This is a genomic window from Chryseobacterium sp. CBSDS_008 (assembly GCF_049959325.1).
Classification (GTDB): Bacteria; Bacteroidota; Bacteroidia; order Flavobacteriales; family Weeksellaceae; genus Chryseobacterium.
Genome location: NZ_CP188202.1, coordinates 1,470,313 through 1,496,615, shown reverse-complemented (window position 1 = coordinate 1,496,615; position 26,303 = coordinate 1,470,313). Strand labels below are relative to the sequence as shown.

The window sequence follows — 26,303 nt, the reverse complement described above, 5'->3', positions numbered from 1 at the left end:
TAAAACAAAAATATATGACACCTAAAAAATTATGGACCTGGCTTGCCGCTGTAATCATAGGTTCCTTTATAGTCCTGATTTTCTACGGCGTGGAAATCTACCGGAAAATTCCGCCCATACCCGATAAGGTAATAACTACCGGCGGGAAAACAGTTGCTACTGCACAGGACATCAAAGACGGACAAAATGTATGGCAATCGATTGGAGGACAGACGGTCGGCAGCATTTGGGGCCACGGAGCCTACATTGCACCGGACTGGAGCGCCGATTACCTCCATCGGGAATCATTGCTTCTGCTGGATGAAATTGCTAAAAAGGACGGTAAAGTATATAAAGATTTACCGGATGATGAGCAGGCAAAATACAAAGTGCTTCTGAAAAAGGAACTCCGTAAAAATACACTGGATGAGAAAACAAATATGATTGTCATTTCTCCTGAACGTGCAAAAGTACAGGCAGAATTAGCCGAATATTATGCTAAAATTTTCATGAACGCCCCTGAAATGGCGAAATTACGCGATGAGTATGCTATTCCGAAAAATACTGTGAAAACAGCGGATAGAATGGCTAAAATGAATGCTTTTTTCTCCTGGGCGGCATGGGTATGCATCACAGACCGTCCGGGTGATGATGTCAGCTATACCAACAATTGGCCACACGATGAAACCATAGGAAATGTTCCGCCGCCATCGCTGCACCTGTGGTCAGGATTCAGTGTGCTGTTGCTTCTTGGCTGCGTCGGCCTGCTGGTATTATACCACGCCAGAAACAAAGAAGAAGAAATCAATGACAGGGAGATGCTGCCTCTGGAAGATCCGCTCAGGAATATGAAACCGACAGCTTCGATGAGAGCAACATTAAAATATATCTGGGTGGTGGCGCTGCTTATTCTGGTTCAGATGCTGGCCGGAGTAGTTACGGCTCACTATGGAGTGGAAGGAAATGCCTTTTACGGAATTCCGCTTGATGAAATTCTTCCCCAGTCCATTTCCAGAAGCTGGCACGTTCAGCTGGCAATTTTCTGGATTGCCACTTCCTGGCTGGCTACAGGATTGTATATTGCTCCGGCTGTTTCCGGATATGAGCCCAGGTATCAGGTATTGGGTGTCAATACATTGTTCGGGGCACTGCTGATTGTTGTTTTTGGCTCGTTGGCAGGACAATGGATGGGAGTAATGCAGAAATTGGGGTATGTTGATAATTTTCTTTGGGGCCACTCCGGCTATGAATACGTGGAGTTGGGCAGAATCTGGCAGATTTTATTACTGGTTGGCCTTATTCTCTGGCTGATTTTAATGATCCGGGCATTGCTTCCGGCACTTAAGAAGAGAGACGGAGACAGACATTTATTATTGCTGTTCACCCTTTCCTCGGTAGCAATTGCGATGTTTTACGGAGCAGGGCTCATGTACGGAAGACAAACTCACATGGCTATTGCAGAATACTGGAGATGGTGGGTGGTTCATCTTTGGGTGGAAGGCTTTTTTGAAGTGTTCGCCACTGTGGTAGCCGCGTTCCTTTTTACAAGGCTGGGATTATTAAGGCTGAAATCAGCAACTCACGCTGTATTATTTTCTACGATTATTTTTCTTGCCGGTGGTATTCTGGGAACATTTCATCATCTGTATTTCAGTGCAACACCAACGGCTGTTTTAGCATTAGGAGCAACATTCAGCGCATTGGAGATTGTTCCGCTGGTACTGATTGGCTTTGAAGCCTGGCAGAATTATCAGCTCAGCAAATCCACAAAGTGGATTAAAGCATACAAATGGCCGATCTACTGCTTTATCGCAATGTGTTTTTGGAACTTTCTGGGTGCCGGAATCTTCGGATTTGCCATTAATCCTCCGATTGCACTTTACTACATTCAGGGACTGAACACCACGGCGGTTCATGGCCACGCCGCACTGTTCGGGGTATACGGAATTTTGGGAATCGGCCTGATGATGTTTATGCTGAGAGGATTATATCCTGACCGGGAATGGAACGACAAGCTAATTGGCTGGGCATTCTGGCTTACGAATATCGGGCTTCTGGTGATGGTGACTATCAGCCTGCTGCCTATAGGCATTATGCAATCTGTAGCCTCCATTAAAGAAGGATACTGGTATGCGCGTTCTGCAGAATTTATGCAGACTGATCTTATGAAAACCTTACGCTGGTTACGCGTGCCTGGTGACATTCTGCTTGCAGTCGGAGAATTACTGTTGGTGATTTTCATCATCGGGCTGAAAACAGGCTGGTCTTTAAAGGAAAAACGATAATCAATTATCTGATTATAGAACTGCCGCTGCAAAACAGTGGCGGTTCTTTTCCTGCTTTTAACAATAGAGAAGGAGCTACCGTAAAAATATCTGTATGAAAAGAAACGAAAATTTAGTGCCTCTATCCCGTGATCATCACTTTGGATTGTTGTGCTGCTGGAAAATCAGACAAGGAATTAAAAAAGATATTCCTTATGAAAGAATTAAAAATTATGTCGCCGATTATTGGGAAAAGAATCTCAGCCGGCATTTCGACATCGAAGACATTGTGCTTCCTGAAGTTAATAATGAGTCTTTGCAGATGCAGATGGAAGATGAACACAAGCAAATCAGGAAACTGATTAAAAGTATCAGTCGGTCCGGCAGCAGGGAATTACTGTCTGATTTTGCCGATGCCTTATATAAACATATCCGTTTTGAAGAACGAATCATTTTCCCTTATCTGGAAGAGCGCCTTTCCGGAGAAGAGCTGGATAACATTGGAGCGCATCTCCTACAATTTCACCGAAAAGAGGAAGATAGCTATCAGGATGAATTTTGGAAGTAATTGAATATATTATCCAATGAGTTGTACTGACATGAATGTATAAAATAAGTTGTCGAAGACCTGAAAATTAAATATGTGAACTTAAAATTTGAATAAAATGAATACCATAATCAAGTCCGAATTGGGAGAATATCTTTATCTGGCTATGGGAGAATGTAATGGCCACAAGGTTGTAATGGGAATAGGATATACCTATGAGTATGCCGACAAAAAAGCAAAACAGTTTGAAGCTGCCAGCTGCGGAGCTGTACAATATCTTGATATTTCGGTTGTAAAAACAGGTGATAAATGGAAATTCAGAACAATAAGCAAAATCCCGGAATAATGAAAACTTCCGGATTTTGAATAAAGCTTTGCGTGTTTAATTTCTTTATCGTATCGGTTATCGGTGTGATGTTGAGGTACGGAATGGCATTTTCTCTTCCTGGAATTTCTCATAAATTTATGCAGGAGTCACATTCTCATTTTGCATTTTACGGGTGGGTGACAGCTGCCATTTATATTTTTGTAGTCAGATACCTCAGCGAGCATACGAATAAAATTAAAATCAGAAAATATGAAATTCTGCTAATTTCCAACCAACTGGGATCTTACGGAATGCTGTTTTCTTTTCTTTATGCAGGCTATTTCTGGCTTTCCATTGTTTTCTCTTCGGTGGTATTGTTTACCGGTTTTGCATATTTTGTATTTCTGATGATGGACACAAAAAAAAACACAAACCCTGAAGTCATTTGGCTGAAAGCAGGCGCTTTTTTCGCAGTCTTTTCTTCAGTAGGAATTTTTGGCCTGGCGTATTTTTCAGGAAAAAAAGATGAATATGATGTGCTGTTTCGGGCATCAACATATTTTTATCTGCATTATCAGTACAATGGCTTCTTTATCTTTTCGTGTATTGGACTGTTTCTGACCGTATTAAAGAAATATAGAATCTGCATCCCGGGAAAACTCAACAGAAACATCTTTTACCTTATATTCGCCGGTTGCTTATTCGGCTATGGCCTTTCCGTACTGTGGATCGCAATGGAAGACATCTGGCGGATATTCTTCAGCTTTATTTCTATTCTTCAGGTATTCGGAATGATGAAGTTGCTGATATGGATTAAAAAAACAAATGTATTTAAGAGCCAGGATTTTATAAAGAAGATTCTTTTGTATGTTTCCGGACTCGCGTTTTTTGTGAAATATATTCTCCAGACTTTGTCGGCAGTTCCCGCATTGGGCACTATAGTATTTAGCAATATTAATATAGTTATTGCCTATCTTCATCTGGCGCTGTTGGTGGGGGTGAGTCTCTTTTTGATTTGGATCATTGTAGAGTTGTACACTATAAAAATCAGTAATATGCTTAAAAAAAGCATTGGAATGTTGATTTTCGGTATTGTTTTAAACGAAATTATTTTAGTATCGGTTGGTGCACTTTCCGCATTTTATATCCCTTTTCCGTATGCATCCTTTGCACTTGTTTTTGTTTCTGTGCTGATCATGCTTTCTATTGCTTCTTTCCTGAAGGAGCTTACACCTGCATCATAACACTTCCGAAATCTTTCAGATCCTTTATCTTATATTCAAACATAAGGACGACTTTCTGCTTTATTTCAGCGGCCAGATGATGAATAGGGCAGGGATTGTCTCCATCGCATTTTTTCAACCCCAGCAGACATGAATCCAGAACTTCTTTGCCCTCGAAATGCTCATAAATATCCCTGATGCTGAGCTTTTCATACTGTTCATCGCTCATATAAAAACCTCCTCCTTTTCCTTTTCCGGAAGATATCAGACCTTTTTTTACCAGATGCTGCAAGATTTTAGACGTAAATGCAGTAGGTGTTCCGATTTTCTCAGAAACATCCCGGATCCCTATCTTTCCTCTTTCCGCAGCGAGAACGATACAGGCTTTAATGGCATATTGGCAGGTATTTGAAAATATCAGCATTCATATGGTTTGTGAATGTAAAGATAATGAATTTAAGAACGAGTACGGATTACTCAGATATCAGGAATCATTATTTCAACCTGAAATTCGGATTGATTTTAAATGCAAGCCAGGTCCAGGTCTGCAGTTTTTTAGGATCAGGATTGTTTTTTAATATTTCCATCGTACTTCCTGCCAGCATAAAAGACTGTCCGAGATTAGCGGTAATGTTTTTTCCTATTTTTTTTGTGAAAATCAAATCCAGCTCAGTTCCCAGATAGGATGATAAATCTTTTCCTGATTTCTCATATCCTGCTTTTCCGTTTGTTGTAAACGTGTGAAGGGTAGCTTTTAAATCCGCATTTGAATTGAAAGTCAGAGTAGAAGTGAGATAATAATCATTCAGACCATACGTGTTGAAATGACTCGTGCCGGAGTAAAAATAGTCCATAAGACCATTGTACAGGTGATTGGTTCCATATAACGGACTGAAGGACTGATTCTTTCTGTGTTCCGTATTATAATTATTCCCCGACAGCCATTCGGCGCCCGCTGCTAGATGAAGTGCTGGCAAAACAGTAAAATCGGCATTTAAAGAAAGTTGGTATGCATTCTTGGTTTGTCCCTCTGTATTTTTGCCGGTCTGATAATGTGCAGCTCCGAAAAATCCTATACCGTACAAATATTTTTTAGAATTAACGCCAACCGTTATCATATCGTAATGCGTTCCGGAAGGATTTTGTAAAACAGTATTCATAGCAATAGCAGAAAACTGGAATTTATGGTGTCCGGAAAACTGATAATGGATAACCTGTAGCGATTTTGTTATTTCTCCGCCGTCTGCAATGCTGTAAACTTCCTTATCAGGAAAATCATTTGTGTCATTGTCATCGTTATTATACGTTAATACAGCCTCAATCTTTGAGTTCTGATTAATTGTATATATTCCTTTTAAGGCATCAAAACTTCTTCCCGGCATGGCCCAATCCAAGGCGCCGATCAGTCTCTCATTGTCGTAAGCAAGGATTTGTCTTCCAAACTTAACCGCAAATTTTTCAGAAAATGCATATTTTACCCAGGCTTCATATAAGGTGAAATTCTGGTTCTTTGCAACAACCGAGTTGGTTTCACCCCAAGTTCTGACATCCTGTGCAGAGGCATACACTTCCAGCTTTTGATAATAGTAATTAATTCCGAACCGGGTCCGCGAAACAACTGTTGTTTCAGCAGATTTTCCTTTTGCAATAAGGGTTTTGACACCATTATCAAGTTCTCCTCTGGTTCTTAGGTCCATATTCATTTTCAGACTGTCGATTTGTGCGTAGGTTAATCCTGACGCAAATAAAAGACCTGCAATAATTGTGTGAGTACACATTATAAAGATTATTCAGTAGTTATTTTGTAAGTTTTATGACATGCTACACAATTGTTAAGCAGTTGATTGAGTTTTTCCTGTGTCTGCTGACGGTTGTAGTTTTCTTTTGCCATTTTTGTCATTTCATCGAAAAGCTCGTGAGTTCCGAATCCCATTTGTTTGAATTCAAACGGTAAAGATTTTATCATTCCCTGGGGTACCCCATTCACTTTACACGTTCCGGATTGATTACCGACTTTGGCAATGATCCCCGGATTGTTTTTAGCAATTCCTTCATTTATTTGCTGGACACTTTCCAGAAAACCGCGCATTTCTCTCATGACAAAAGCCCGGTTCTTTTCCGACATTTTTATTTCCTTTCTTCCGTCTGGACTCACAACTACTTTTTCACCCTTGTAAAAGAACACATACAGCAGTCCAGCATTAAGGAGCAGAGATAGTAGGGATAAGATAAGTAAGTATTTTCTATTTATTGTTAACATGCCTGAAGTCTTTTTACAAAGGTATTATTAAATCGGACAAAGTTGTCCTATTTAGTGTTTTTTTTTACTTTCCGTGTTAAATCATATAAAAAAGAAAATAGAATAGTGATTGGCTGGGCGAAATGCGGATCTAGGCATTAAAGTTGATAACAGCTGCAGAAATAATATACTGGTTAATTATAAAGGATCAAACCAATACTATAAATCAGAAATGTAACAGTTCTGAAATGATAATTGTCTTAAATATATAAAACAATATAACCGGCCGTATGAAGGTCGGAAAGTATTGAACTAATGGTTGACAGAAATTAATAGGAAGCGGTTAACCAGCATTTTACTCATTAATTTCTGATTTTTACGAAAAGCATTATTAATTCTTTAAAAATAATCTCATGAAAGTATCTGCACTTATTTTGATTCTATTGAACTTTCTGCCGGTACAAATGGTGCAGGCTCAACAAACATTGTGGGGTAGTAAGCAGGAAAAGGAAAGTATATACAGTATTCAGGATAGTGTGATGATCCGTACAAGAGATGGAGAGGAGATTTCTGCAATGGTGGTACACAAAAAAAATGACAATATTCCAGGACCTGTCGTATTGCAATTCACAATCTATGTGCGGGATCATGGACGGGATATACAGTCGCTTAAAGAAGCTGCAGATAGAGGATATGTAGGTGTTATGGCATATACCCGAGGGAAGCGCTTCAGTAAATCTGAGATTTATCCGTATGAAACTGATGGAGAAGATGCTTATGATGTTATTGATTGGATCAGCAGGCAGCCATGGTGTAATAGTAAAATAGGAATGTATGGAGGAAGCTACAATGGCTTCACACAATGGGCGGCAGCCAAAAATCTTCATCCTGCACTGAAAACGATTGTCCCTTATGTTGCCAACCGTCCTGGAATGGGCCTTCCTATGGAAAATAATATTTTTATCAATCCTAATTACGAATGGTCTTTTTACGTAGGCAGTAATAAATATCTGGATAATAAAACAGGTGACGACAGAAAGAGATTCCGTGATATGATGTTCAGATGGTGGGAAATTGGAGCAGCCTATAATAAAATGGATAGTATTGACGGTACACCAAACCGTCTTTTTCAACGTTGGATAAGTCATCCTGCATTTGACAAGTATTGGCAGGATATGGCTCCATATAAGGAAGATTTTGCAAGGATTAATATTCCTGTACTGGCATTTGACGGTTATTATAATGATTCTCAGAATTCAGGAATTTATTACCTGCGCGAGCTCAATAAATACAATCCTAAGACACCGGCTTATCTGGTGATCGGTCCTTATGGCCATTTCGGAACACAAATGGGAGGGCAGGAGATTATCAACGGATATACAGTTAGCAAAAATGCTTTATTTCCAATTAAGGAATATACATATCAGTGGCTGGATTATATTCTCAAAGGTGCAGAAAAACCTGCTTTTCTGAAAGATAAAATCAATTATCAGGTCATAGGAACAGATGAATGGCGAAGTGCTTCTTCACTGGAGGCTATGCATAACAGCTATTTGAAATTCTATCTAAGTTCTGCTAAAGTGAACGATACGGAGTATTTGTTGAGCCAAAATAAACCTGACCCCCATAAATATTTGGTTCAAAAAGTAGATTATGCAGATCATACAACCAGCAATAATGATTATTATCCGGATCCCATCATTCGGGAAAGTGTATCCGGTAACGGCTACGTTTTCATAAGCGAACCTTTGGATGCTATGCTGGTGAACGGATCGTTCCTTGGAAATATAAAACTGAGTATTAACAAAAAAGACCTTGATTTGGGAGTAACTCTTTACGAACTCACACCCGAAGGCAAATATTTTCATCTTTCCTACTATATTGGTCGTGCAAGTTATGCCAAAGACAATACTAAAAGACAATTGCTGATCCCCGGTAAAAAAGAAACCGTCACATTTGAAAATACTCACCTGATCAGCAAACAGCTGCAGAAAGGAAGCCGGCTGGCCGTTGTACTGAATGTCAACAAAAACCCTTTCTCAGAACTGAACTACGGAAGTGGAAAAACAGTAACAACCGAAACCATTGCCGACGCAAAGGAACCGTTGATTATCCATTGGTTTAACGATAGTTTTGTTGAGATCCCTGTTTTAAAATAATTAATGTAATTTTCTTTTGGACATCTAAACAAAAAAAGACAGTTCTTATGATTTTTGAGTTATGTTTATAGGACAACCGTGGTAGACGTTCGTTTTCTAACCGTTCAATAATTGCCAGACCAACCAATTGTATTAAATGTTGTCGTAATGGCAGTGTGGGTGACAACAATAAGCGAATGTTTTTTTGCTGTCTTTATTTATTATATTTGCTGTATGGCAGTACATGAAAATCAATGAATTAAGTGCAGTGAGCACCATTACTAAAAAATCACAATTTATTGCTTCTCAACTAAGAGTTTAATCTTGCATTTCGCCAAACCCATGTTTGCTGCAGTATTTATCTGCTAAAATTTCAAATATGATGTCAATTCCTGATTTTGCTGATTTTGAAGATAGATTACTAAAAATAATTACAGCAATTTTTTTTTCTTTAAATATTGATACAGAGGACATATAACCATTTGCATTTCCAAAATTATTTATATAACTATTTCCATCTTTTCCAACTTTGCTGAACCAACCAAAAGAAAAGATGGGAAATCCAAATAGAAGTTGTTCAAAAGTTTCTTTATTAAATTGTTTTCCTTTTCCTTCAATTCCTTGCAAATAATTTTGAATGTATAATGAATAGTCGGGTAAAGTTGTGTTTATATTTCCCGCTGATAACAGCCAATTTAATTTTATATTTTCTTCTGTAATTGGGATTAATAGCTCATTATGTCCGTAAGTCTGTTGCTCATTTTGAGTATTTGGATTACCAAATTTGAAATCAATGTTTAGTTCTTTATTTACGTCGTTGACTAATTCGTTATAATTTTTCTTACTTACTTTTTCTAACATAAGACCTGCTAAAAGATAGCCAAGGTTTGTTAAAAACAAATTATCATTATTTTTTTTTACCGCTTTTTGAGTGAGTAAATATTTTGCAATATTGTATCGTTGTTCCTGATTTGTTCCCGTGGTTATGACAGATTCTGGGATCTGTGTATCATAGGAAAACGGCGAAAGTGGCACTTTAAAATTCAGAAGGTTAATTAGGGTTAGACCTTTACTTTGATTTTGCTTTGTTTCCAATTCTGGAAAGAGATGGAAAAAATTAGTATTCCAATTAATTTTTCCCTGTAATACTAGATTAGCCGCAATAAATGATGTAATTGCCTTTGTATTTGAACCTAAATGAAATCTATTTTTCAATGTTATTTTTAAATTAGAATTAATCTTGTTTGTTCCAAATGCTCCCATTTCTAAAATTGAATCCGATGATATCACAGCAATTTCTAAAGCAGGAATTTGATACTTAATTCTGATATTATCAATCTTATCTGAAAGATTTTGGGCATTTGTGTAGCAAGCTATTAGGAAGATAAAAATGAATTGAAATTTTGTTTTCATTTATTTTAGGTGGGTAATTGTTGAAATATTAAGGTGTACTCCAAATATACAGCATTCCAAATAGATTTGGAATTAACTGCAAGTATAGAAAAATCTTATTTGTCAACAGAATATATCTGGATATTATGTATTTTTTTTAGTATTACTGCAATCTTGTTGTATTAATACTTTTTTTCAGTTTGAATAGATATAATATTATATTCCTTAATAACACAACATGGCATATAAAATTAATAGCATTAACTTATTTAAAAAGTGAAAAACATAGCAATTGATGCTGCAGCCATGAAGAAAAAAGTTGCCCATAATAAACCTTTTGACAGCCACCTGCTTTTGAATTCTCCCATAATGTGTTCACTTGCAGATATCCGGATAATCAAAAACAAGAGAGGTACGGCAGCTACACCATTGAGAACTGCTGTGTAAACAAGGGCTTTCACGGGGTTAATCCCAATAAAATTCATACACAGACCAATAAATGTAGAGATAATAATGACCATATAAAATCCTCTTGCTTTTGTAAATTTCAGGTTTAAACTTGCATTCCAATTGAGAGCTTCGGAAACTGCATAAGATGCAGATCCTGAAAGAACGGGAACAGCAAGCAGTCCCAGACCTATTATGCCAACGGCAAAAATGATTTTTGATATCAACCCTGAATTGGGAAATGATTGTACTAGAGGTTCTAAAGCTTTTGCTGCATCAGCGGCGGTATTAATATCCGTTATATGAGCATGGTGCAAAACAGTTCCTCCAACTAATATAATACACCATGTTGTAAATTCAGAGATAACCATTCCTATATTGTTATCTTTTCTCATCGCATGAATATGACGCCATCCGATTTTGGGTTTTCCATCTTGAATAAGACCTCTTTCATTTTCTTCTTCCACTTCCTGGGAGGCCTGCCAAAAGAACATATAAGGGGTAATCGTTGTTCCAAAGACTCCGGTGATTATGAAAAGAAAATTGAAAGAAAATTCGAAATGAGGAACAATAGAGGCTTTTAATACTTCTTTCCATGGCTGGTCAATAATGAAAGCTGTAAGAGGGTAGGCAAGAAGAGATAATGCCAACCATTTAAGAACTTTTGAATATACCCGATAACTGGTAAAGATCTCTAAAGTAAGTATACTAACAGTAAAAAATAACATTAGTATAACAATATCAGCAGGAATAATTAATTGTGCAGCAGCAGCCATGGCTCCGATATCCGCTCCTATATTAATCGTATTGGCAATGACAACCAATCCTACAGAGCTATAAAGTATTTTTTTGCTATAATGCTCTTTAATTACTCCTGTTAACCCTTTACCGGTAACCATTCCTATTCTTGCACAGGCTTCCTGTACGGCAGTCATAAATGGAAGCATATAGAGTGCTGTCCATAATTGGGCATAGCCAAACTGTGCTCCAGTCTGAGAGTATGTAGCAATTCCCGAAGGATCATCATCGGCAGCACCGGTCGTTAATCCCGGATCTAATAATCCAAAGAATTTTTTTAATTTCCTGGCTCGGGCTTGAACATAACGTTTCGCGGACATATTAAAAATACAGATTTGTTTTTACAATATACTATTAAATGAATAATAATCGATATTTTTTTGAGTTCCAATCAGTAATGTAGCGCATACATTAAAAAGCAAAAATCTTATGCTTCCTCCCGAATAAAGACCTCCCTTTATTGTTGATGTAGGGTAGTTGACAAAAGAAATTATGGCTGGTATTTTATCTTTCATCCCCAATTATACTATTTATTTATAAGGGATATTTTTGCAGTCTTATTTAAAATCATTCTTAATGAAATATTTAATAATTTTGATAGAGTGAAAAAGCTGATTTCCATATTATTGTTATCATTGTATTTGGTTTCTACAACTGAACTGTATCAGCTTTTAAAAATGCCGCTCCTTATAGAGCATTATATACAGCATAAAAGCCTTAATTCGGAAATGTCACTAACTGCATTTCTGAAAACCCATTATGATCACCCTGTGAAAGACAGTGACCACGATCAGGACCAGAGATTGCCATTTGTTTCACATACAAGTCTGCTTTCTGTGGTTTTCACCATTAATCCTTCCTTAGATTTTCATTGTATAGAGAAGGTATTTAATCCTATTGAAATCAAGAAGACCTTTTATAAAAGTGCTCTTTACAATAAAGAAATTCTCAATTCTATCTGGCAGCCGCCAAGATTCCGTCAATCTTAATCTGTTTTTCTCAGTCATTTTTTTTGACTGGGAAGGTATTCTGTTTCTCAGAGAAGTATCTGTATATAATGCAGATGCATTGAATCTATGCGTCAGAATACCGGAGTTTTATCACGATAATTAAGATTAATTAATCATTATATGCTTACAAAAATCATTGAGTTTTCTGTAAAGAATAAACTCATTATTGCATTGTTGGTATTGGGACTTATTGGTGTAGGCGCCTATCAGGTTACCAAACTGCCGATAGATGCGGTACCGGATATTACCAACAATCAGGTACAGGTTATTACCACTGCGCCATCTTTTGGTGCAACAGATATAGAAAGGCTTGTTACTTTTCCTATAGAACAGGCCAACAATAATATTTCAGGATTAAAGGAAATCAGAAGTTTCTCCAGGTTTGGACTTTCCCTGGTTACCATCGTCTTTGAGGATGATGTTGACATTTATTGGGCAAGACAACAGGTTGCCGAAAGACTTCAGCAGATACAGGCCGTTATTCCACAGGGTATTGGAAATCCACAGCTTGGACCTATTTCCACAGGGCTTGGCGAAATTTTCCAGTATGTGGTAAGGCCAGAAAAAGGATATGAAAAAAAGTACAATATCACAGAACTCCGCACCATTCAGGATTGGATTGTAAGAAGACAGCTTTTGGGAGTAAAAGGAGTGGCGGAGGTGAGCAGCTTTGGAGGCAAACTGAAACAATATGAAATTGCCGTAAATCCGGACAGACTTAATGCCTACGGAATAACAATCAATGATGTATTTGATGCATTACAGGCCAATAATCAGAATACCGGAGGTGCTTATATCGAAAAAGGCCCTACTGTTCTATACATCAGGAGTGAAGGGTTAGTAGGAAGTATTGAAGAAATCAATAATATTTCTATTGCGACAAAAACAAATGATGTACCACTGTTTATAAGGGATATTGCGAAAGTGAAAACCGGTTTTGCAACCCGTTATGGAGCTATGACCTTTAATGACCAGGGAGAAGTGTCAGGAGCTGTAGTAATGATGCTTAAAGGCGAGAACAGTAATCAGGTCATAAAAAATGTAAAAGAAAAAATTGCCCAGGTTCAGAAATCGCTTCCGAAAGGAGTGGTGATAGAGCCTTTTCTGGATAGAACCAAAATGGTGAACAATGCCATCGGAACAGTAGAGAAAAATCTTACGGAAGGTGCATTGATTGTGGTTTTTGTATTGGTTTTATTTCTGGGGAATATAAGAGCAGGTTTGCTGGTCGCCTCTGTTATTCCTTTGGCGATGCTTTTTGCAATATGTATGATGAATCTCTTTGGAGTCAGTGGAAATCTGATGAGTCTTGGAGCCCTGGATTTCGGGCTGATTATTGATGGAGCAGTGATTATTGTGGAATCTGTTTTACACCAGTTCAGTCATAATTCAAAGTTTAAAAAGATATTCTCTGTCGGCAAATCAGAAATGGACACTGTGGTTATAGAATCTGCCGGAAAAATGATGAACAGCGCTGTTTTCGGACAGATTATCATTCTGATTGTCTACCTCCCGATTCTTACCCTGCAGGGAATTGAGGGGAAAATGTTCAAACCTATGGCCCAGACTGTAGCTTTTGCACTGCTTGGAGCATTTTTGCTTTCCCTGACCTATATTCCGATGATGAGTGCGGTATTGCTGAGAAAGAGAAGAGATAAACCTACTTTATCAGATAGGATGATGAAAAAAGTAGAGAAGATCTATTTGGCAGTTTTGCTCAAACTTCTCAGAGTGCCCAAAATAGTTTTTGGTGTAGTGGCAATCTTATTTATAACCGCTGTTTTCATTTTATCCAAAATGGGTGGTGAATTTATTCCTTCCCTTGAAGAAGGTGATTTTGCAGTAGATACCAGGGTTTTGCCCGGAAGTAACCTGACAACAACAATTGAAAGCACCCAGAAAGCAGCACATATTCTCAAATCCAGATTTCCCGAAGTGGAAAAGGTGGTTACAAAAATTGGAAGCGGGGAAGTGCCTACCGACCCGATGCCGATGGATGCTTCCGATATGATGGTTATTTTAAAGGATAAAAAAGAATGGACCTCGGCCTCTACTTTCCCGGAGCTTGCTGATAAAATGGGTAAACAGCTGCAGGATGTACCTGGAATTACTGCCAGTTTTCAATATCCTGTACAGATGCGTTTTAATGAATTGATGACCGGAGCAAGACAGGATGTAGTGATCAAAATTTTTGGGGAAGACCTTGATGTACTTTCACAAAATGCCCAAATGCTCGGGAAAATTATTGAGACAGTGGAAGGAGCCCAAAATCTTTATATAGAACCTGTTTCGGGAATGCCGCAGGTAATCATCGAATATAACCGTCCTCTGATTGCCCAGTACCATTTATCAGTTTCAGACATCAACCGGGTGGTCAATACTGCATTTGCAGGACAAAGTACAGGATTGGTCTTTGAAGGTGAAAAACGCTTCGATATGGTCGTACGCCTGGATACCAAAGACCGGAAAAATGTTGCCGATATTAAGAACCTTTTGGTTCCTACACCTTTTGGAAATCAGATTCCGCTGTCCCAGCTTGCCAAAGTGGAAGTGAAGAACGGTCCTAACCAGATTCAGAGGGAAAATGCCCAAAGGAGAATTGTAGTAGGTTTTAATATAAAAGGCAGGGATGTTCAGAGTATCGTAGAAGAACTTCAGCAGAAGGTAGATCAGAAGATGAAACTTTCTACGGGATATTACATGACGTATGGAGGATCGTTTGAAAACCTTAACAATGCCAAACAGCGCCTCATGATAGCAGTTCCCATTGCTCTGGCTCTTATTTTCGTTATGCTTTTCCTGGCCTTTAATTCAGTTAAAGAAAGCTTACTGATCTATACCGCGATTCCGCTTTCTATTATTGGTGGTGTATTTCTGATGGCGCTCAGGGGAATGCCTTTCAGTATCAGTGCAGGAGTAGGATTTATTGCTCTTTTCGGGGTGGCGGTGCTGAACGGGATTGTGCTGATCTCAGAGTTTAACCGTCTTCACAAGAGAGGAATTAAAAATATTGTAAGAATCATTATTGATGGTGGAGAATCGAGGCTTCGTCCGGTTCTGATGACGGCTTTTGTCGCTTCACTGGGCTTTATTCCGATGGCCGTGAGCAACGGAGCAGGGGCTGAAGTACAGCGCCCTCTTGCAACAGTGGTTATCGGAGGACTGATGGTCGCAACTTTTCTTACCCTGTTTGTCTTACCATTATTGTATGTAACTATTGAAAAAGGATTTAAAAATGAAAGATATAAAAAATAAAAAACAGATTTCCGCTCTGGCATTTTTTGTATGCTTCGGTTTTGCGGGGCTGGTAAAATCCCAGACTCCCGTTACATTGCAGGAGGCTGTTGATATTGCTTTGAAAAATAACAGAAACCTTAAAAATGAAAAACTAAAGTCAGAATATACAAAAGCCCTTATCAGGTCATCATCTGATATTCCTCAAACGGGAGTAACAGTAGATTACGGGCAGATCAACAGTGCACTGACAGATATGAAATTCGGCATTTCACAGAATATAGCATTTCCGACCGTATATAAAAAGCAGAAGAACGTATACACCGAAGAATGGAAAAAATCTCTGCTGAATGTTTCTCTTAAAGAATATGAACTGAAGAAAGCCGTGAGCCTTACCTTTTATAATATTCTGTATGGGAAAGAAAAAGAAAAGCTTCTTCTGGAAACATTAAAGCTGTACACTGATTTTCTGGATAAGGCAAACATCCGTCTGAAAGCAGGAGAAAGTAATATCCTGGAAAAAACTACGGCTTCCAATCAGAAATCTTCCATTGAAATTCAGCTAAAGCAATTACGCCAGGAGCTTTCAGTGCTGGGATATCAGCTTCAGTGGCTTTTAAATGCAGAAACAGATTTCCTTCCGGAAGATCAGAAAATTTATCATGGAGGTCTTAAAGAGGAGCTTAGCTTACATCCGGCTGTTAAAGTATTACAGCAGCAGAAAAATATTTCTGAACAGCAGATTGCCCTTGAAAAGGCAAAAATGCTTCCCGGACTTCAGCTGGCCTACAACCTCAACAGCTTCAGAGGGATGGGTGCTGATGATAATGTGTACAACGGTGCACCACAGTTTCATTCTGTACAGCTTGGGGTTTCAGTTCCTGTTTTTTCAGGCGGGCAGAAAGCCAGAATTCAGGCCGCAAAAATTGCTGAATCTGTTGTGGTAAGTGATATTGCCAACATGGAATTCAATCTGCAGAATCAGTACAGAAAGGCATCCGGGATTTATCAGGCTAACCTTGATATTGTTTCCCAATATGAGAGTTCGGAATTGAAAAACGCCGATATCATCACTGAAACAGCTAAAAAACAGTTTCTTGCCGGCGAGATCAATTATCTGGAATTTGTTATCCTGATCAATCAGGCAGTTACTTTAAAAAACAGCTATACCGATGCAGTCTGGAAACTGAATCAGAGTGCTATAGAGCTGGAATACCTTACTTTAAACCCATAACAATGAAACGTAAATTTAAAATTATATCATATTCCCTGTCAATAATAGGATTGCTCATGTTTTATGAGTGTAAAGATCATGTAAAACAGGAACCGCCAGCTGCCAGTCCGAAAGATGAAAACGTTGTAACGCTTACCGATGCTCAACTGAAAAATGCACCTGTAGTAACAACAGTACTCTCTCTGCAGAAAATCTCCTCTGTTTTAAAACTTAACGGAATGATAGATGTACCGCCACAAAATCTGGTTTCTGTCAGTATTCCTTTAGGCGGATACCTGAAATCGAGCAGCCTGCTTCCGGGAAAGCCGGTGTCAAAAGGGCAGGTGATTGCTGTTATAGAAAATCCGCAGTTTATCCAGCTTCAGCAGGATTATTTAATGGCAAAGTCTAAAAATCATTTTGCCCAGTTGGATTATAACCGCCAGAAAACCCTCAACCAAAGTCAGGCTACCAGCGATAAGGTAATGCAGCAGGCCCAGTCTGAAATGAACAGCCAGAAAATCCTGATGAACTCCCTGGCTCAGCAGCTCCGTCTCATCAATATCAATCCTGAATCTCTGAATTCGGGGAGTATTCAGAAAAGCGTACCGGTTTACAGCAGTATCAATGGCTTTGTAAGCAAGGTAAACGTGAATATAGGTAAATATGTAAATCCTTCCGATGTCCTTTTTGAACTCATTAACCCGGATGATATTCATCTTAATCTTAAAGTATATGAAAAAGATCTGGCAAATCTGAAGAAAGGGCAGAGGTTTGCCGCCTATACCAATACCGAGCCTGATAAAAAATACTATGGTGAAATCCTGCTGATCAGCAAAGATGTGAGCCCGGGCGGATGGGCTGAAGTACACTGTCATTTTGAAAAATATGACCAAAGCCTTGTACCGGGAATGTATATGAATGCCGAGATCGAGACCAATACTTCTTTTTCCAATGCTGTTCCTGAAGAGAGTATTGTCAATTTTGAAGGAAAAGACTTTGTTTTTGTCGAAGAAAAAAAGCAGGTTTATCGGTTAACACCTGTAATAGTAGGTGAAACAGAAAACGGATTTGTACAGATCATGAATGCTGATGATTTTAAGAATAAAAAAATGGTCATCAGGAATGCATATACACTTCTTATGAAACTTAAGAACACAGCAGATGAATAAAAAATTATAGTAAAATAAAAGAACCTATAAATAAATACAAATTATGAAAACATCATCTTTAATAAAAACAGGAGCAGGTTTTACAGTCCTGCTTCTGATTGTGATTCAGTTTTTTGGTACTGATAAAAATATAGCGGTGGTTCCTTCAGAAAATGCCATTGAAAAGCATTACCGCGTTCCGGATCATGTACAGAGGGTATTGAAAACGAGCTGTTATGACTGTCATTCCAACACTACAGTTTATCCGTGGTACAATAAAATACAGCCTGTGAAATGGTGGCTGGCAGATCATGTGAACTCGGGAAAACGGCACTTCAATTTTGATGAATTTAACAGCTATTCAAAAGAGAAAAAAATAAAGAAACTTGATGAAGTTGCAGAAACCATCAGAGAGGGTGAAATGCCACTTACATCCTATACTGTTGTTCATCAGAATGCAAAATTGTCTGATACTCAAAAGTCAGAAATAGAACAATGGGTGAGAGATGTGAAGAAACAGATTGAACAGCAGGTTGTTAAAAAATAAAAATAATCATTCGTAATAAAATATTTTATAATTTTGATTTGTGAAAAAGTTGATCTCCATACTGTTGTTATTTTTATATTTGGTTTCCACAACCGAATTGTATCAGGTAGTGATTTTTTCATGATCATATTTTATTATTAGTTCATCCCAAAGGTCCTTAAACAGAATCGGAAATAATATGACCAGCATCACTGTGAAAAATGATGCTGGTCAGTTCATCAATTCAACCACTTGGAAGCATATACTCTAAATCAATTTCCTTAAAATAAGTATTTGGGGAGCTTTGATAAAAGATAGATTAAAGTATAGCTGTATCATTATTTTTAGTGATGGCAGTCATTATTTGACAGGAAGGAAATTTGGAAATTTGTGGTATAAATTTCAGATTATGAAGGCTTTTTTAACATTCACCATTATTCTTTGCTTTGCAATAATCACACAAGCTCAGAATTTAAAAACAACGCAGGAGATCACTTCTTCACTTAAAGACAATGTTACGCTCTCAAAACTGCATTCCCCCCAATCGGTTATTAGGTTTTATGCCAGGAATAATTCTGAATATGCATGGATAACTGCCCAAAGATCAGGTCAGTCTGAAATGGCAATGTTACTTTTGGAATATTCTTATCGATTTGGACTGTCTTTATCTGATTATCATTGGGATGCTATTTCTCTTCAGAAATTAAGAAAATTGCGAGATACTCCTGCTGGAACAAATCAAAAAGAGAAAGCTTTGTTCGATATTCTGATGACGGATGCTCTTATTACTTTCATCAATAATCTGCATTTGGGAAAATACAACCCTTTGTATGATTCATCCTATATTGATTCCAATGATATTAATGGATTTCGATCTGAGGATATACTAATGAATGCAAGGCAGCAGGCAGACTTTCTTAAGACAGTCCTTGAGGTTCAGCCTAAAATAAAAGCTTATGTGGACTTCCAGAACTATTTAAATACTCTCTATGAGGAGAATGACTGTATAGCTCCGGAAAGGGAAGCTGAAAAAATCATGATCAATATGGAGCGCCTGCGATGGATTGATACTAAAGAGACTACCTATATTCTGGTAAATATTCCTTCCTATACATTGAAACTTTATCACCAGAATAATGTGTTTGATTTTAAAGTGATTATTGGGAAACCAACCTCCAAAACACCGATTTTGAAGAGCAGTATTACTTATTTTACAACAGCGCCTGACTGGAAAGTTCCCCAAAGTATTTTCGTAAAAGAAATGCTGCCTAAAATCTTAAAAAATCCTCAATATTTAGAGAACCATCATTATTCAGTCTATGATAGGAATGGTAATCAGGTTGAAATTAGTTCATCAAAATTAAAAGAGATCCGTCAAAGTCCCCATCGATATAGTGTAAGACAATCATCCGGTTGTGATAATGCATTAGGAGCGGTGGTTTTTAGATTTGAAAACTCTTATGGAATATATCTTCATGATACTTCTCAGAAACAATTGTTTAATAAAGAGGAAAGAGCTTTGAGCCACGGGTGCATTCGTGTTGAGAACGCTAAAGAATTCGCATCTCTCATATTAAAAAACGATGGTTCTGCAAACAAGATTCCTGTTCTGGAAAATGCAATGGAAGAGTATAAAAGAGAAGATTTTGTTCTGAAGCAACCTGTTCCCATCATTATAACCTACCTGACCTGTCTTATAATAGATGGAAAGCCTGTATTATATAAAGATATTTATCATTTAGATGATTCATTAGAAATAAAATTTAACCAAAATAAATAATCAGATTATGAGAACCATATTAGTACCCACAGATTACTCGAAGCCAGCGAAAAATGCTGCTTTTTATGCTCTGCATCTGGCCAACGCCCTGAAGTCGAATATTGATTTATGCCATGCCTTTGGCTTACCGATTGAAAGTCCAATGCTTGGACAAACTGCCTGGTCTTTGTATGAATATCCGGCTTTACAGGAAGAAAATACAAAAGAGCTTAAAAAGTTGGCAAAGGTACTGGAAGACAGAGAAAAAGTTGTATGGGGAGATGAAGCTTTTCCTTTTCATCCTTCAATATATTATGGATGTGAGGGAGGTGATGCAGTTTCTGTGATCAACAATATGGCAGCCGATAAAAAACCGCTCCTTATTGTTATGGGCATGCAGGGAGCAGGAATGCTTACCCGTTTTGTTTTCGGAAGCAATAGTATAAAGATGATTGAAAACACAAAGTATCCACTTCTTTTAATTCCGTTAGGCCATAAATATAATGGTCTGAAGAAGATCGCTTTCGCTACAGATCTGAATAAAAAAGATATAAAAACAGCCCAATTATTAATTGAATTTGCCAAATACTTTGATGCTGAGCTTTTAATTACCCATATTATTCAGAGCGATAATGATGTGATCCAGGATATAGATTATGAGCATAAAAAGGAGGTGTTTCTAAAGAACCTTGATGGCAAGATTTGCTACAACTGCATATACAGTGAAAATATAGACTACGGTTTGGAAATATTAAAGCATAAAGACATTGATATGCTTGTGATGGGACATCATGACAAAAGTTTTTTCAAAAGACTATTTCAGGGAAGTCATGCCACAAGACAGGCTTCCGAATTAGAGATTCCATTATTAACCATTCCTGAAAATGGTCATGTTCATTTTTAAATAGTTGAAATTAATTATTAGAAATGGTTGTCTAAAATACAGATAATGTTGAATATGAAAACATTTTTCATAGTTCATGTATATTTCTTATGCTAAAATTTATAACTTTATATGGCTGCATAATACAATAACTATGGAAAGTGCCAAACTGTTACAAGCCATTATTGAAACGGCTATTGACGGTATTGTAACCATTGATGACAGAGGGAGAATAGAAAGCCTGAATCCCTCTGCATTAAAAATATTTGACTACAAAGAAGAAGAATTAATCGGGAAAAATATTTCAGTGTTAATGCCGGAACCGGACAGAAGCCGGCATGACGGTTATTTATTCAATTATCAGACTACCGGCGAAAAAAAAATCATTGGAAAAGGAAGAGAAGTAAAAGGATTAAGAAAAGATGGCACACAGTTTCCTTTCAGGCTTGCTGTAAGTGAGGTTCAGTATCAGGAACGGATTATTTACACTGGATTTATCCATGATCTATCCAAAGAAAAGGAAGCGGAAGAGTTTCTTAAAAATTATACGATTGAGCTTGAAGAATTAGTCGAAGACCGTACAAAATCGCTTAAAAAAATGTTGTATGAGCTGGAAGAGGCAAAGAACGAAGCGAATGTATCGCTGGAAAAAGAAAAAGAACTCAACCGTATGAAAAGCCGTTTCGTATCAATGGCATCTCATGAGTTTCGTACTCCTTTAAGTTCCATGCAGCTTTCTGTTATTTTAATAGAGAAATATCTTCAGGTTTCGGACAGTCTCCAGATCGTAAAACACCTTCACAAAATAAAAACAGCTATTGGGAGTTTGAACGGTATTCTCAATGATTTTCTTTCATTGGAAAAACTGGAGGCAGGAATTGTACATCCTAACCATTGCCAATTTGATATCATTAAATTTTCAGAAGAACTGACGGAAGAACTGCAGCTCATCACCAAAGAAGACCAAATCATAATTTACCAGCACACAGGATCAGAAAGTGAAATAAATTTGGATCAAAACCTATTAAAGAATTGTTTGATGAACCTGATGAGTAATGCTATAAAATATTCCGGAGAACATACACTGATTGAGTTTTCCACAGAAATAAAAGAAAATCAATATCTGTTTTCAGTAAAGGATAACGGAATAGGAATACCTGAAGAAGATCATTCGGCTCTTTTTCAGCCCTTTTTCCGGGCTCATAATACAGGTAATATTCCAGGAACAGGGCTGGGCCTCAATATTGTGCATCGGTATGTCAATCTTATGGATGGCATGATACATTTTGAAAGTACATTCGGTAAAGGAACTGAGTTTACTTTATCATTTCCTAAAAATTTTTAATCATATTCCAATTAGACTGAAATGAAAAAAACACAAATATTGATCATCGAGGATAATGAGGACATCCGTGAAAGTACTTCTGAGATCCTTGAGCTTGCCAGCTACGAAGTATATCAGGCTTCCAACGGTAAACAAGGCGTAGATCTGGCCATAAAACATATTCCGGATATCATACTATGTGATATTATGATGCCGGAGCTTGATGGCTACGGTGTACTGCACCTTTTGAGTAAAAGAGAGGATACTGCACTCATTCCATTTATTTTCATAACGGCAAAAGCGGATAGGATAGAAATAAGAAAAGGAATAGAAATGGGAGCAGATGATTATCTTACAAAACCTTATGATGATATAGAACTACTGAGTGCCATAGAAAGCCGTTTGAAAAAAAGGGAACGCCAGAGAAGTATTTATAGTTCCAATCTTACGCAAATTACCAATTTATTTCAGACATCACACGGACTTGATGAATTACAAAAAGCATTTAATGAAAGGAAAATTAAGTCATTTAAAAAAAAGCAGGTTATATATTATGAAGGAGATGCAGCAAGTACGGTATATTTAATGATATCCGGTTCTGTAAAAACAACAAAAATGACAGAAGATGGAAAGGAATTGATGACAGGAGTATATGGTGCTGAAGATTATTTTGGCATTACTTCATTGTTTGCAGGAAAAGCGTATAAGGAAACTGCGGAAGTTCTGGAAGATGCTACCCTATGCTCAGTTCCCAGAGAAGTTATTGATCAATTGTTTTCCAAATATCCTGATGTGGCAGAAAAATTTGTTAAAATTCTTGCCGGAAATGTTATTAGCCATGAGGAGCAGTTATTGCAGCTTGCTTATTTTTCAGTAAGAAAAAGAATGGCAGAGGTACTGCTTAAACTGTATGGTAAATATAGAGATACTGAAAATTTTGAGATCTCCAGGGAAAACCTTGCTTCTATGGCAGGAATGGCCATTGAAACAGTAAGCAGAATTCTCAGTGACTTTAAAGAAGAAAATTTAATAGATAGAAATGCAGGCAGGATTACGATACTTGATGTTTCACGTCTTCAAAAATTAAAAAACTAATATCTGTCACTTTTTATAATGATTTTATACATTGAATAGTTCTATTGGGTTCAATACATTTGACTATTCAAAAGACATTATGAAAGTGATAGTTTATAATATAAATCAAGAAGAAAAAGAACTTCTTGCGTTGGCTAATCGTAAAATACATAAGATTACCATCATAACAGATCCTTTGAATGAAAATACAGTTCATTTTGCAGAGGCAAAAGATGCTGTCATTATCATGAGTCAGGAAAATCAACTTTCACATAGTTTTATCCTGAAGCTTATTTCATTGGGAATACAATACCTCATTTTAAAATCGGAGGAAGAGTTTTTTATTGATTTATCCATTATTAAAAATTCTGGAATACAATACCATATTATTAAATGTTCTGATTCCAGAATGGCTGCTTCCTTGATCATTGAAACCTTAGATGGCTGGGAAAAAAGTGACCAGGATCATATGAAAACCTAACTGAAATCATGGTCTGGATGCTATTCCCATAATACCTTTGGAGTATTAAACTAAAATAATTTATATTATGAAAACTTTAGAAAAAACCAATCAATCTCCACTGGCTCGTGTAATAGAAGATTTCTGGAATAAGGACGGATTTTTAGATGAATCAATAAAAATGGAACCTACCATTAATATCATTGACAGGGATGGTTTCTATAAGCTTAAAGTATCAGCTCCCGGATTTAAGAGAAAAGATTTTAAGGTAGCAGTGGAAAAAGGATCACTGATTATCAGTGCTGAAAAGAGCATAGAGAAAAAAGAAGAAAAGGAAAGTTTTGTAAGAAAAGAGTTTTCTGCTTCTTCATTTTCTCGCAGTTTCCGTTTACCGGAAAACATCACTTTGGGTCATATAAAAGCCAATTATAAAAACGGATTGTTAAATATTACAATCAGTAAAACTAATCTGGATAAAAGAGACGTAAAAGAAATTAAAATACGTTGATTTCTTTTCATTATTAATTTATTAAACCTGTTATTCATTTTAAATTTATTTGAATGTTTTTGCAGGTTAAAACTTCTTGAAAATTTTTTTTATCTGCTATTTCATATTACTTAACATACAGTATGAGATGCTATAAGTGTATCTCCGTTGAAAATTAATGTAATTACTGTAAAAAAATTGTACACCAGTTATTTACTGTACACAATACAGACTAATTTCTTCAAACGATGGGAAATTGATAAGATTAAAAATATTGTTAATCATCAGCTGTCTTTTCTGAATCTTTGTTAAGAATAATATAACCTATGATCCCACCGATTAAAGAAGCTGCAAAAATACCTATCTTAGCCTGAGTTTGGTACTCTTCATGAGTAAAAGCAAGTGAGGTGATAAAGAGGGACATGGTAAATCCTATGGATGCAACAAAACCTAGACCCAGCAGACTTCTGAAGTTCATTCCGTCCGGAACTTGAGCAATTTTCAATTTTATAAATATAATGCTGAAACCTACCACACCTAGCACTTTACCTAAGAGAAGTCCGAGAGCCACCCCTAAAGCGATATTATTTTGAAGAAGCTGGTTCATATCTACGTGTAAGGAAACACCAGCATTTGCGATGGCGAAAATAGGAATAATAATAAATGACACAGCAGGGTGCATCGAATGCTCCAGTCTTTGCAGCGGGGGTGTAGCGGCCAAGGTAGCCTCATTCATTTTTTCAAGGACATGAAGTTGTTCATTGGTTAAGGTAGGTGTATTTTCAGCGGGATCGATATTTTTGAAGCGTTCAAGATAGGCATTGATTTTTGTTATGAATACATTTTCTTTAATCGAAACATTAGCAGGAATGGTAAAAGCAACCAGTACAGCAGCAATAGTTGCATGAACGCCGGAAACCAAAAAAGTTGTCCATACACCGAAAATTCCAAGAATAGCATAAAAGATGATCGAACGTACTCCAAGCTTATTGCCTAAATACATCATTAGAAGAATTGCCATTCCGATGATCAGATAAACAAAATTAATTTCAGAAGTATAAAAAAAAGCAATCACCAGTACTGCTCCAAGATCATCAACAATGGCTAGTGCAGTCAGAAATACTTTCAATACTAAAGGAATCTTTTCTCCAAGAAGGTATAGAACGCCTAACGCAAAAGCAATATCTGTTGCCATTGGAATTCCCCAACCTTTAAGAGGCTCTCCATGGGGATTGAAAAGAAGATAAATTAATGCTGGAACTACCATTCCACCTATTGCAGCAACAATGGGAAGAAGCGCTTTTTTGGGGTTGGATAACTCTCCGCCGATGATCTCCCGCTTTAATTCAAGGCCTACAACAAAAAAGAATACCGACATCAGTCCATCATTGATCCAATGATGAATACTGTATTCAAAGAAAGTCTCATTATTCCATCTGAATCCAAAGGATTGTGCTAATACCTTATGATAAATCTGGGATAGAGGAGTATTTGCTAGGATCAATGCAATGATTACACTTATTCCCAGTAAAAGGCCTCCCGACTTTTCCTGCTGAATAAATCTCTGAACGGGTGAGATGATCTTATCGATAGGTTTTTGCGGATAGTTACTAAACATAATTTTTTTGTTGTATTGCAAATTTATGAATTCCAAAGCGATCCTATAGTAATTTTAAAATCACACGCATCTCAAGATAATATTTACTGTTGAAAAGTGGCCGATGTAAAAAAAAATTATATTATCATAGATCAAATATTTGAGATAAGCCGATGCTGTAGAACCTATCCACTGGTACGGTTGTAAATTATTATTTGCCTGTCCCGATAGAGTTAATATTTTTCTAGTTA

Annotated in this window: 20 protein-coding genes and 1 pseudogene; 15 read left to right on the top strand and 6 right to left on the bottom strand. The window is 37.2% G+C overall.

Going from position 1 to position 26,303, the window contains the following annotated elements; all coding sequences use genetic code 11:
- Nucleotides 1-14 precede the first annotated feature (14 nt).
- The 4 genes from ACP3T3_RS06670 to ACP3T3_RS06655 all read left to right on the top strand — a co-directional run bounded on the left by ACP3T3_RS06670 (nt 15) and on the right by ACP3T3_RS06655 (nt 4,341).
- On the top strand, nt 15-2,264 hold the full coding sequence (locus tag ACP3T3_RS06670; protein WP_426479127.1) for a nitric-oxide reductase large subunit: 2,250 nt from the start codon (nt 15-17) through the stop codon (nt 2,262-2,264).
- A gap of 94 nt (nt 2,265-2,358) precedes the next feature.
- Nucleotides 2,359-2,811, top strand: coding sequence for a hemerythrin domain-containing protein (locus ACP3T3_RS06665; protein WP_426479126.1), 453 nt, complete (start codon nt 2,359-2,361; stop codon nt 2,809-2,811).
- Between the two features lie 97 nt (nt 2,812-2,908).
- Entirely contained in the window at nt 2,909-3,136 is a 228-nt protein-coding gene (locus ACP3T3_RS06660; protein ID WP_426479125.1) for a hypothetical protein, read from the top strand.
- A gap of 32 nt (nt 3,137-3,168) precedes the next feature.
- A complete protein-coding gene (locus ACP3T3_RS06655; protein ID WP_426479124.1) occupies nt 3,169-4,341 on the top strand; it encodes a hypothetical protein in 1,173 nt (390 codons plus the stop codon).
- Here the strand turns inward: ACP3T3_RS06655 and ACP3T3_RS06650 are convergent.
- From ACP3T3_RS06650 to ACP3T3_RS06640, 3 genes are all read right to left on the bottom strand, one after another.
- Nucleotides 4,325-4,744 (bottom strand): RrF2 family transcriptional regulator, encoded by a 420-nt coding sequence (locus tag ACP3T3_RS06650; RefSeq protein WP_426479123.1) that lies wholly within the window; start codon nt 4,742-4,744, stop codon nt 4,325-4,327. The genes ACP3T3_RS06655 and ACP3T3_RS06650 overlap by 17 nt on opposite strands.
- Nucleotides 4,745-4,814: 70 nt before the next feature.
- Entirely contained in the window at nt 4,815-6,098 is a 1,284-nt protein-coding gene (locus ACP3T3_RS06645; protein WP_426479122.1) for an alginate export family protein, read from the bottom strand.
- An 8-nt stretch (nt 6,099-6,106) separates the two neighbouring features.
- Entirely contained in the window at nt 6,107-6,580 is a 474-nt protein-coding gene (locus ACP3T3_RS06640) for a hypothetical protein (protein WP_426479121.1), read from the bottom strand.
- Between the two features lie 392 nt (nt 6,581-6,972).
- On the opposite strand from ACP3T3_RS06640, the gene ACP3T3_RS06635 reads away from it, so the two are divergent.
- Nucleotides 6,973-8,718: a CocE/NonD family hydrolase gene (locus ACP3T3_RS06635; protein ID WP_426479120.1), complete on the top strand. Its 1,746-nt coding sequence runs from the start codon at nt 6,973-6,975 to the stop codon at nt 8,716-8,718.
- Between the two features lie 297 nt (nt 8,719-9,015).
- On the opposite strand, the gene ACP3T3_RS06630 is transcribed toward ACP3T3_RS06635, so the two are convergent.
- A complete protein-coding gene (locus tag ACP3T3_RS06630) occupies nt 9,016-10,110 on the bottom strand; it encodes a serine hydrolase domain-containing protein (protein WP_426479119.1) in 1,095 nt (364 codons plus the stop codon).
- 248 nt (nt 10,111-10,358) lie between these two features.
- Nucleotides 10,359-11,654: an NRAMP family divalent metal transporter gene (locus ACP3T3_RS06625; RefSeq protein WP_426479118.1), complete on the bottom strand. Its 1,296-nt coding sequence runs from the start codon at nt 11,652-11,654 to the stop codon at nt 10,359-10,361.
- Between the two features lie 282 nt (nt 11,655-11,936).
- Between ACP3T3_RS06625 and ACP3T3_RS06620 the strand changes: the two genes are divergently transcribed.
- The 10 genes and pseudogenes from ACP3T3_RS06620 to ACP3T3_RS06575 all read left to right on the top strand — a co-directional run bounded on the left by ACP3T3_RS06620 (nt 11,937) and on the right by ACP3T3_RS06575 (nt 24,476).
- The gene (locus tag ACP3T3_RS06620; protein WP_426479117.1) at nt 11,937-12,323 is read left to right on the top strand and encodes a hypothetical protein; all 387 of its coding nucleotides are present in this window, start codon (nt 11,937-11,939) and stop codon (nt 12,321-12,323) included.
- Nucleotides 12,324-12,464: 141 nt separating this feature from the next.
- Nucleotides 12,465-16,812: pseudogene (locus tag ACP3T3_RS06615) on the top strand (CusA/CzcA family heavy metal efflux RND transporter).
- Nucleotides 16,813-16,814: 2 nt separating this feature from the next.
- A complete protein-coding gene (locus ACP3T3_RS06610; protein ID WP_426479116.1) occupies nt 16,815-17,963 on the top strand; it encodes an efflux RND transporter periplasmic adaptor subunit in 1,149 nt (382 codons plus the stop codon).
- A 43-nt stretch (nt 17,964-18,006) separates the two neighbouring features.
- Nucleotides 18,007-18,489 (top strand): heme-binding domain-containing protein, encoded by a 483-nt coding sequence (locus ACP3T3_RS06605; RefSeq protein ID WP_426479115.1) that lies wholly within the window; start codon nt 18,007-18,009, stop codon nt 18,487-18,489.
- 388 nt (nt 18,490-18,877) lie between these two features.
- Nucleotides 18,878-20,248, top strand: a complete 1,371-nt coding sequence (locus ACP3T3_RS06600; protein ID WP_426479114.1) for a L,D-transpeptidase family protein — start codon at nt 18,878-18,880, stop codon at nt 20,246-20,248.
- 7 nt (nt 20,249-20,255) lie between these two features.
- The gene (locus ACP3T3_RS06595) at nt 20,256-21,131 is read left to right on the top strand and encodes a universal stress protein (protein WP_426479113.1); all 876 of its coding nucleotides are present in this window, start codon (nt 20,256-20,258) and stop codon (nt 21,129-21,131) included.
- Between the two features lie 133 nt (nt 21,132-21,264).
- Nucleotides 21,265-22,455, top strand: a complete 1,191-nt coding sequence (locus tag ACP3T3_RS06590) for a PAS domain-containing sensor histidine kinase (RefSeq protein ID WP_426479112.1) — start codon at nt 21,265-21,267, stop codon at nt 22,453-22,455.
- A 21-nt stretch (nt 22,456-22,476) separates the two neighbouring features.
- The gene (locus tag ACP3T3_RS06585) at nt 22,477-23,529 is read left to right on the top strand and encodes a response regulator (RefSeq protein WP_426479111.1); all 1,053 of its coding nucleotides are present in this window, start codon (nt 22,477-22,479) and stop codon (nt 23,527-23,529) included.
- Nucleotides 23,530-23,608: 79 nt separating this feature from the next.
- Nucleotides 23,609-23,989, top strand: a complete 381-nt coding sequence (locus ACP3T3_RS06580; RefSeq protein WP_426479110.1) for a hypothetical protein — start codon at nt 23,609-23,611, stop codon at nt 23,987-23,989.
- 67 nt (nt 23,990-24,056) lie between these two features.
- Nucleotides 24,057-24,476, top strand: a complete 420-nt coding sequence (locus ACP3T3_RS06575; protein WP_426479109.1) for an Hsp20/alpha crystallin family protein — start codon at nt 24,057-24,059, stop codon at nt 24,474-24,476.
- 256 nt (nt 24,477-24,732) lie between these two features.
- Here ACP3T3_RS06575 and nhaA read toward each other — a convergent pair whose 3' ends face one another.
- A complete protein-coding gene (nhaA, locus tag ACP3T3_RS06570) occupies nt 24,733-26,073 on the bottom strand; it encodes a Na+/H+ antiporter NhaA (protein ID WP_426479108.1) in 1,341 nt (446 codons plus the stop codon).
- Between the last annotated feature and the right edge of the window lie 230 nt (nt 26,074-26,303).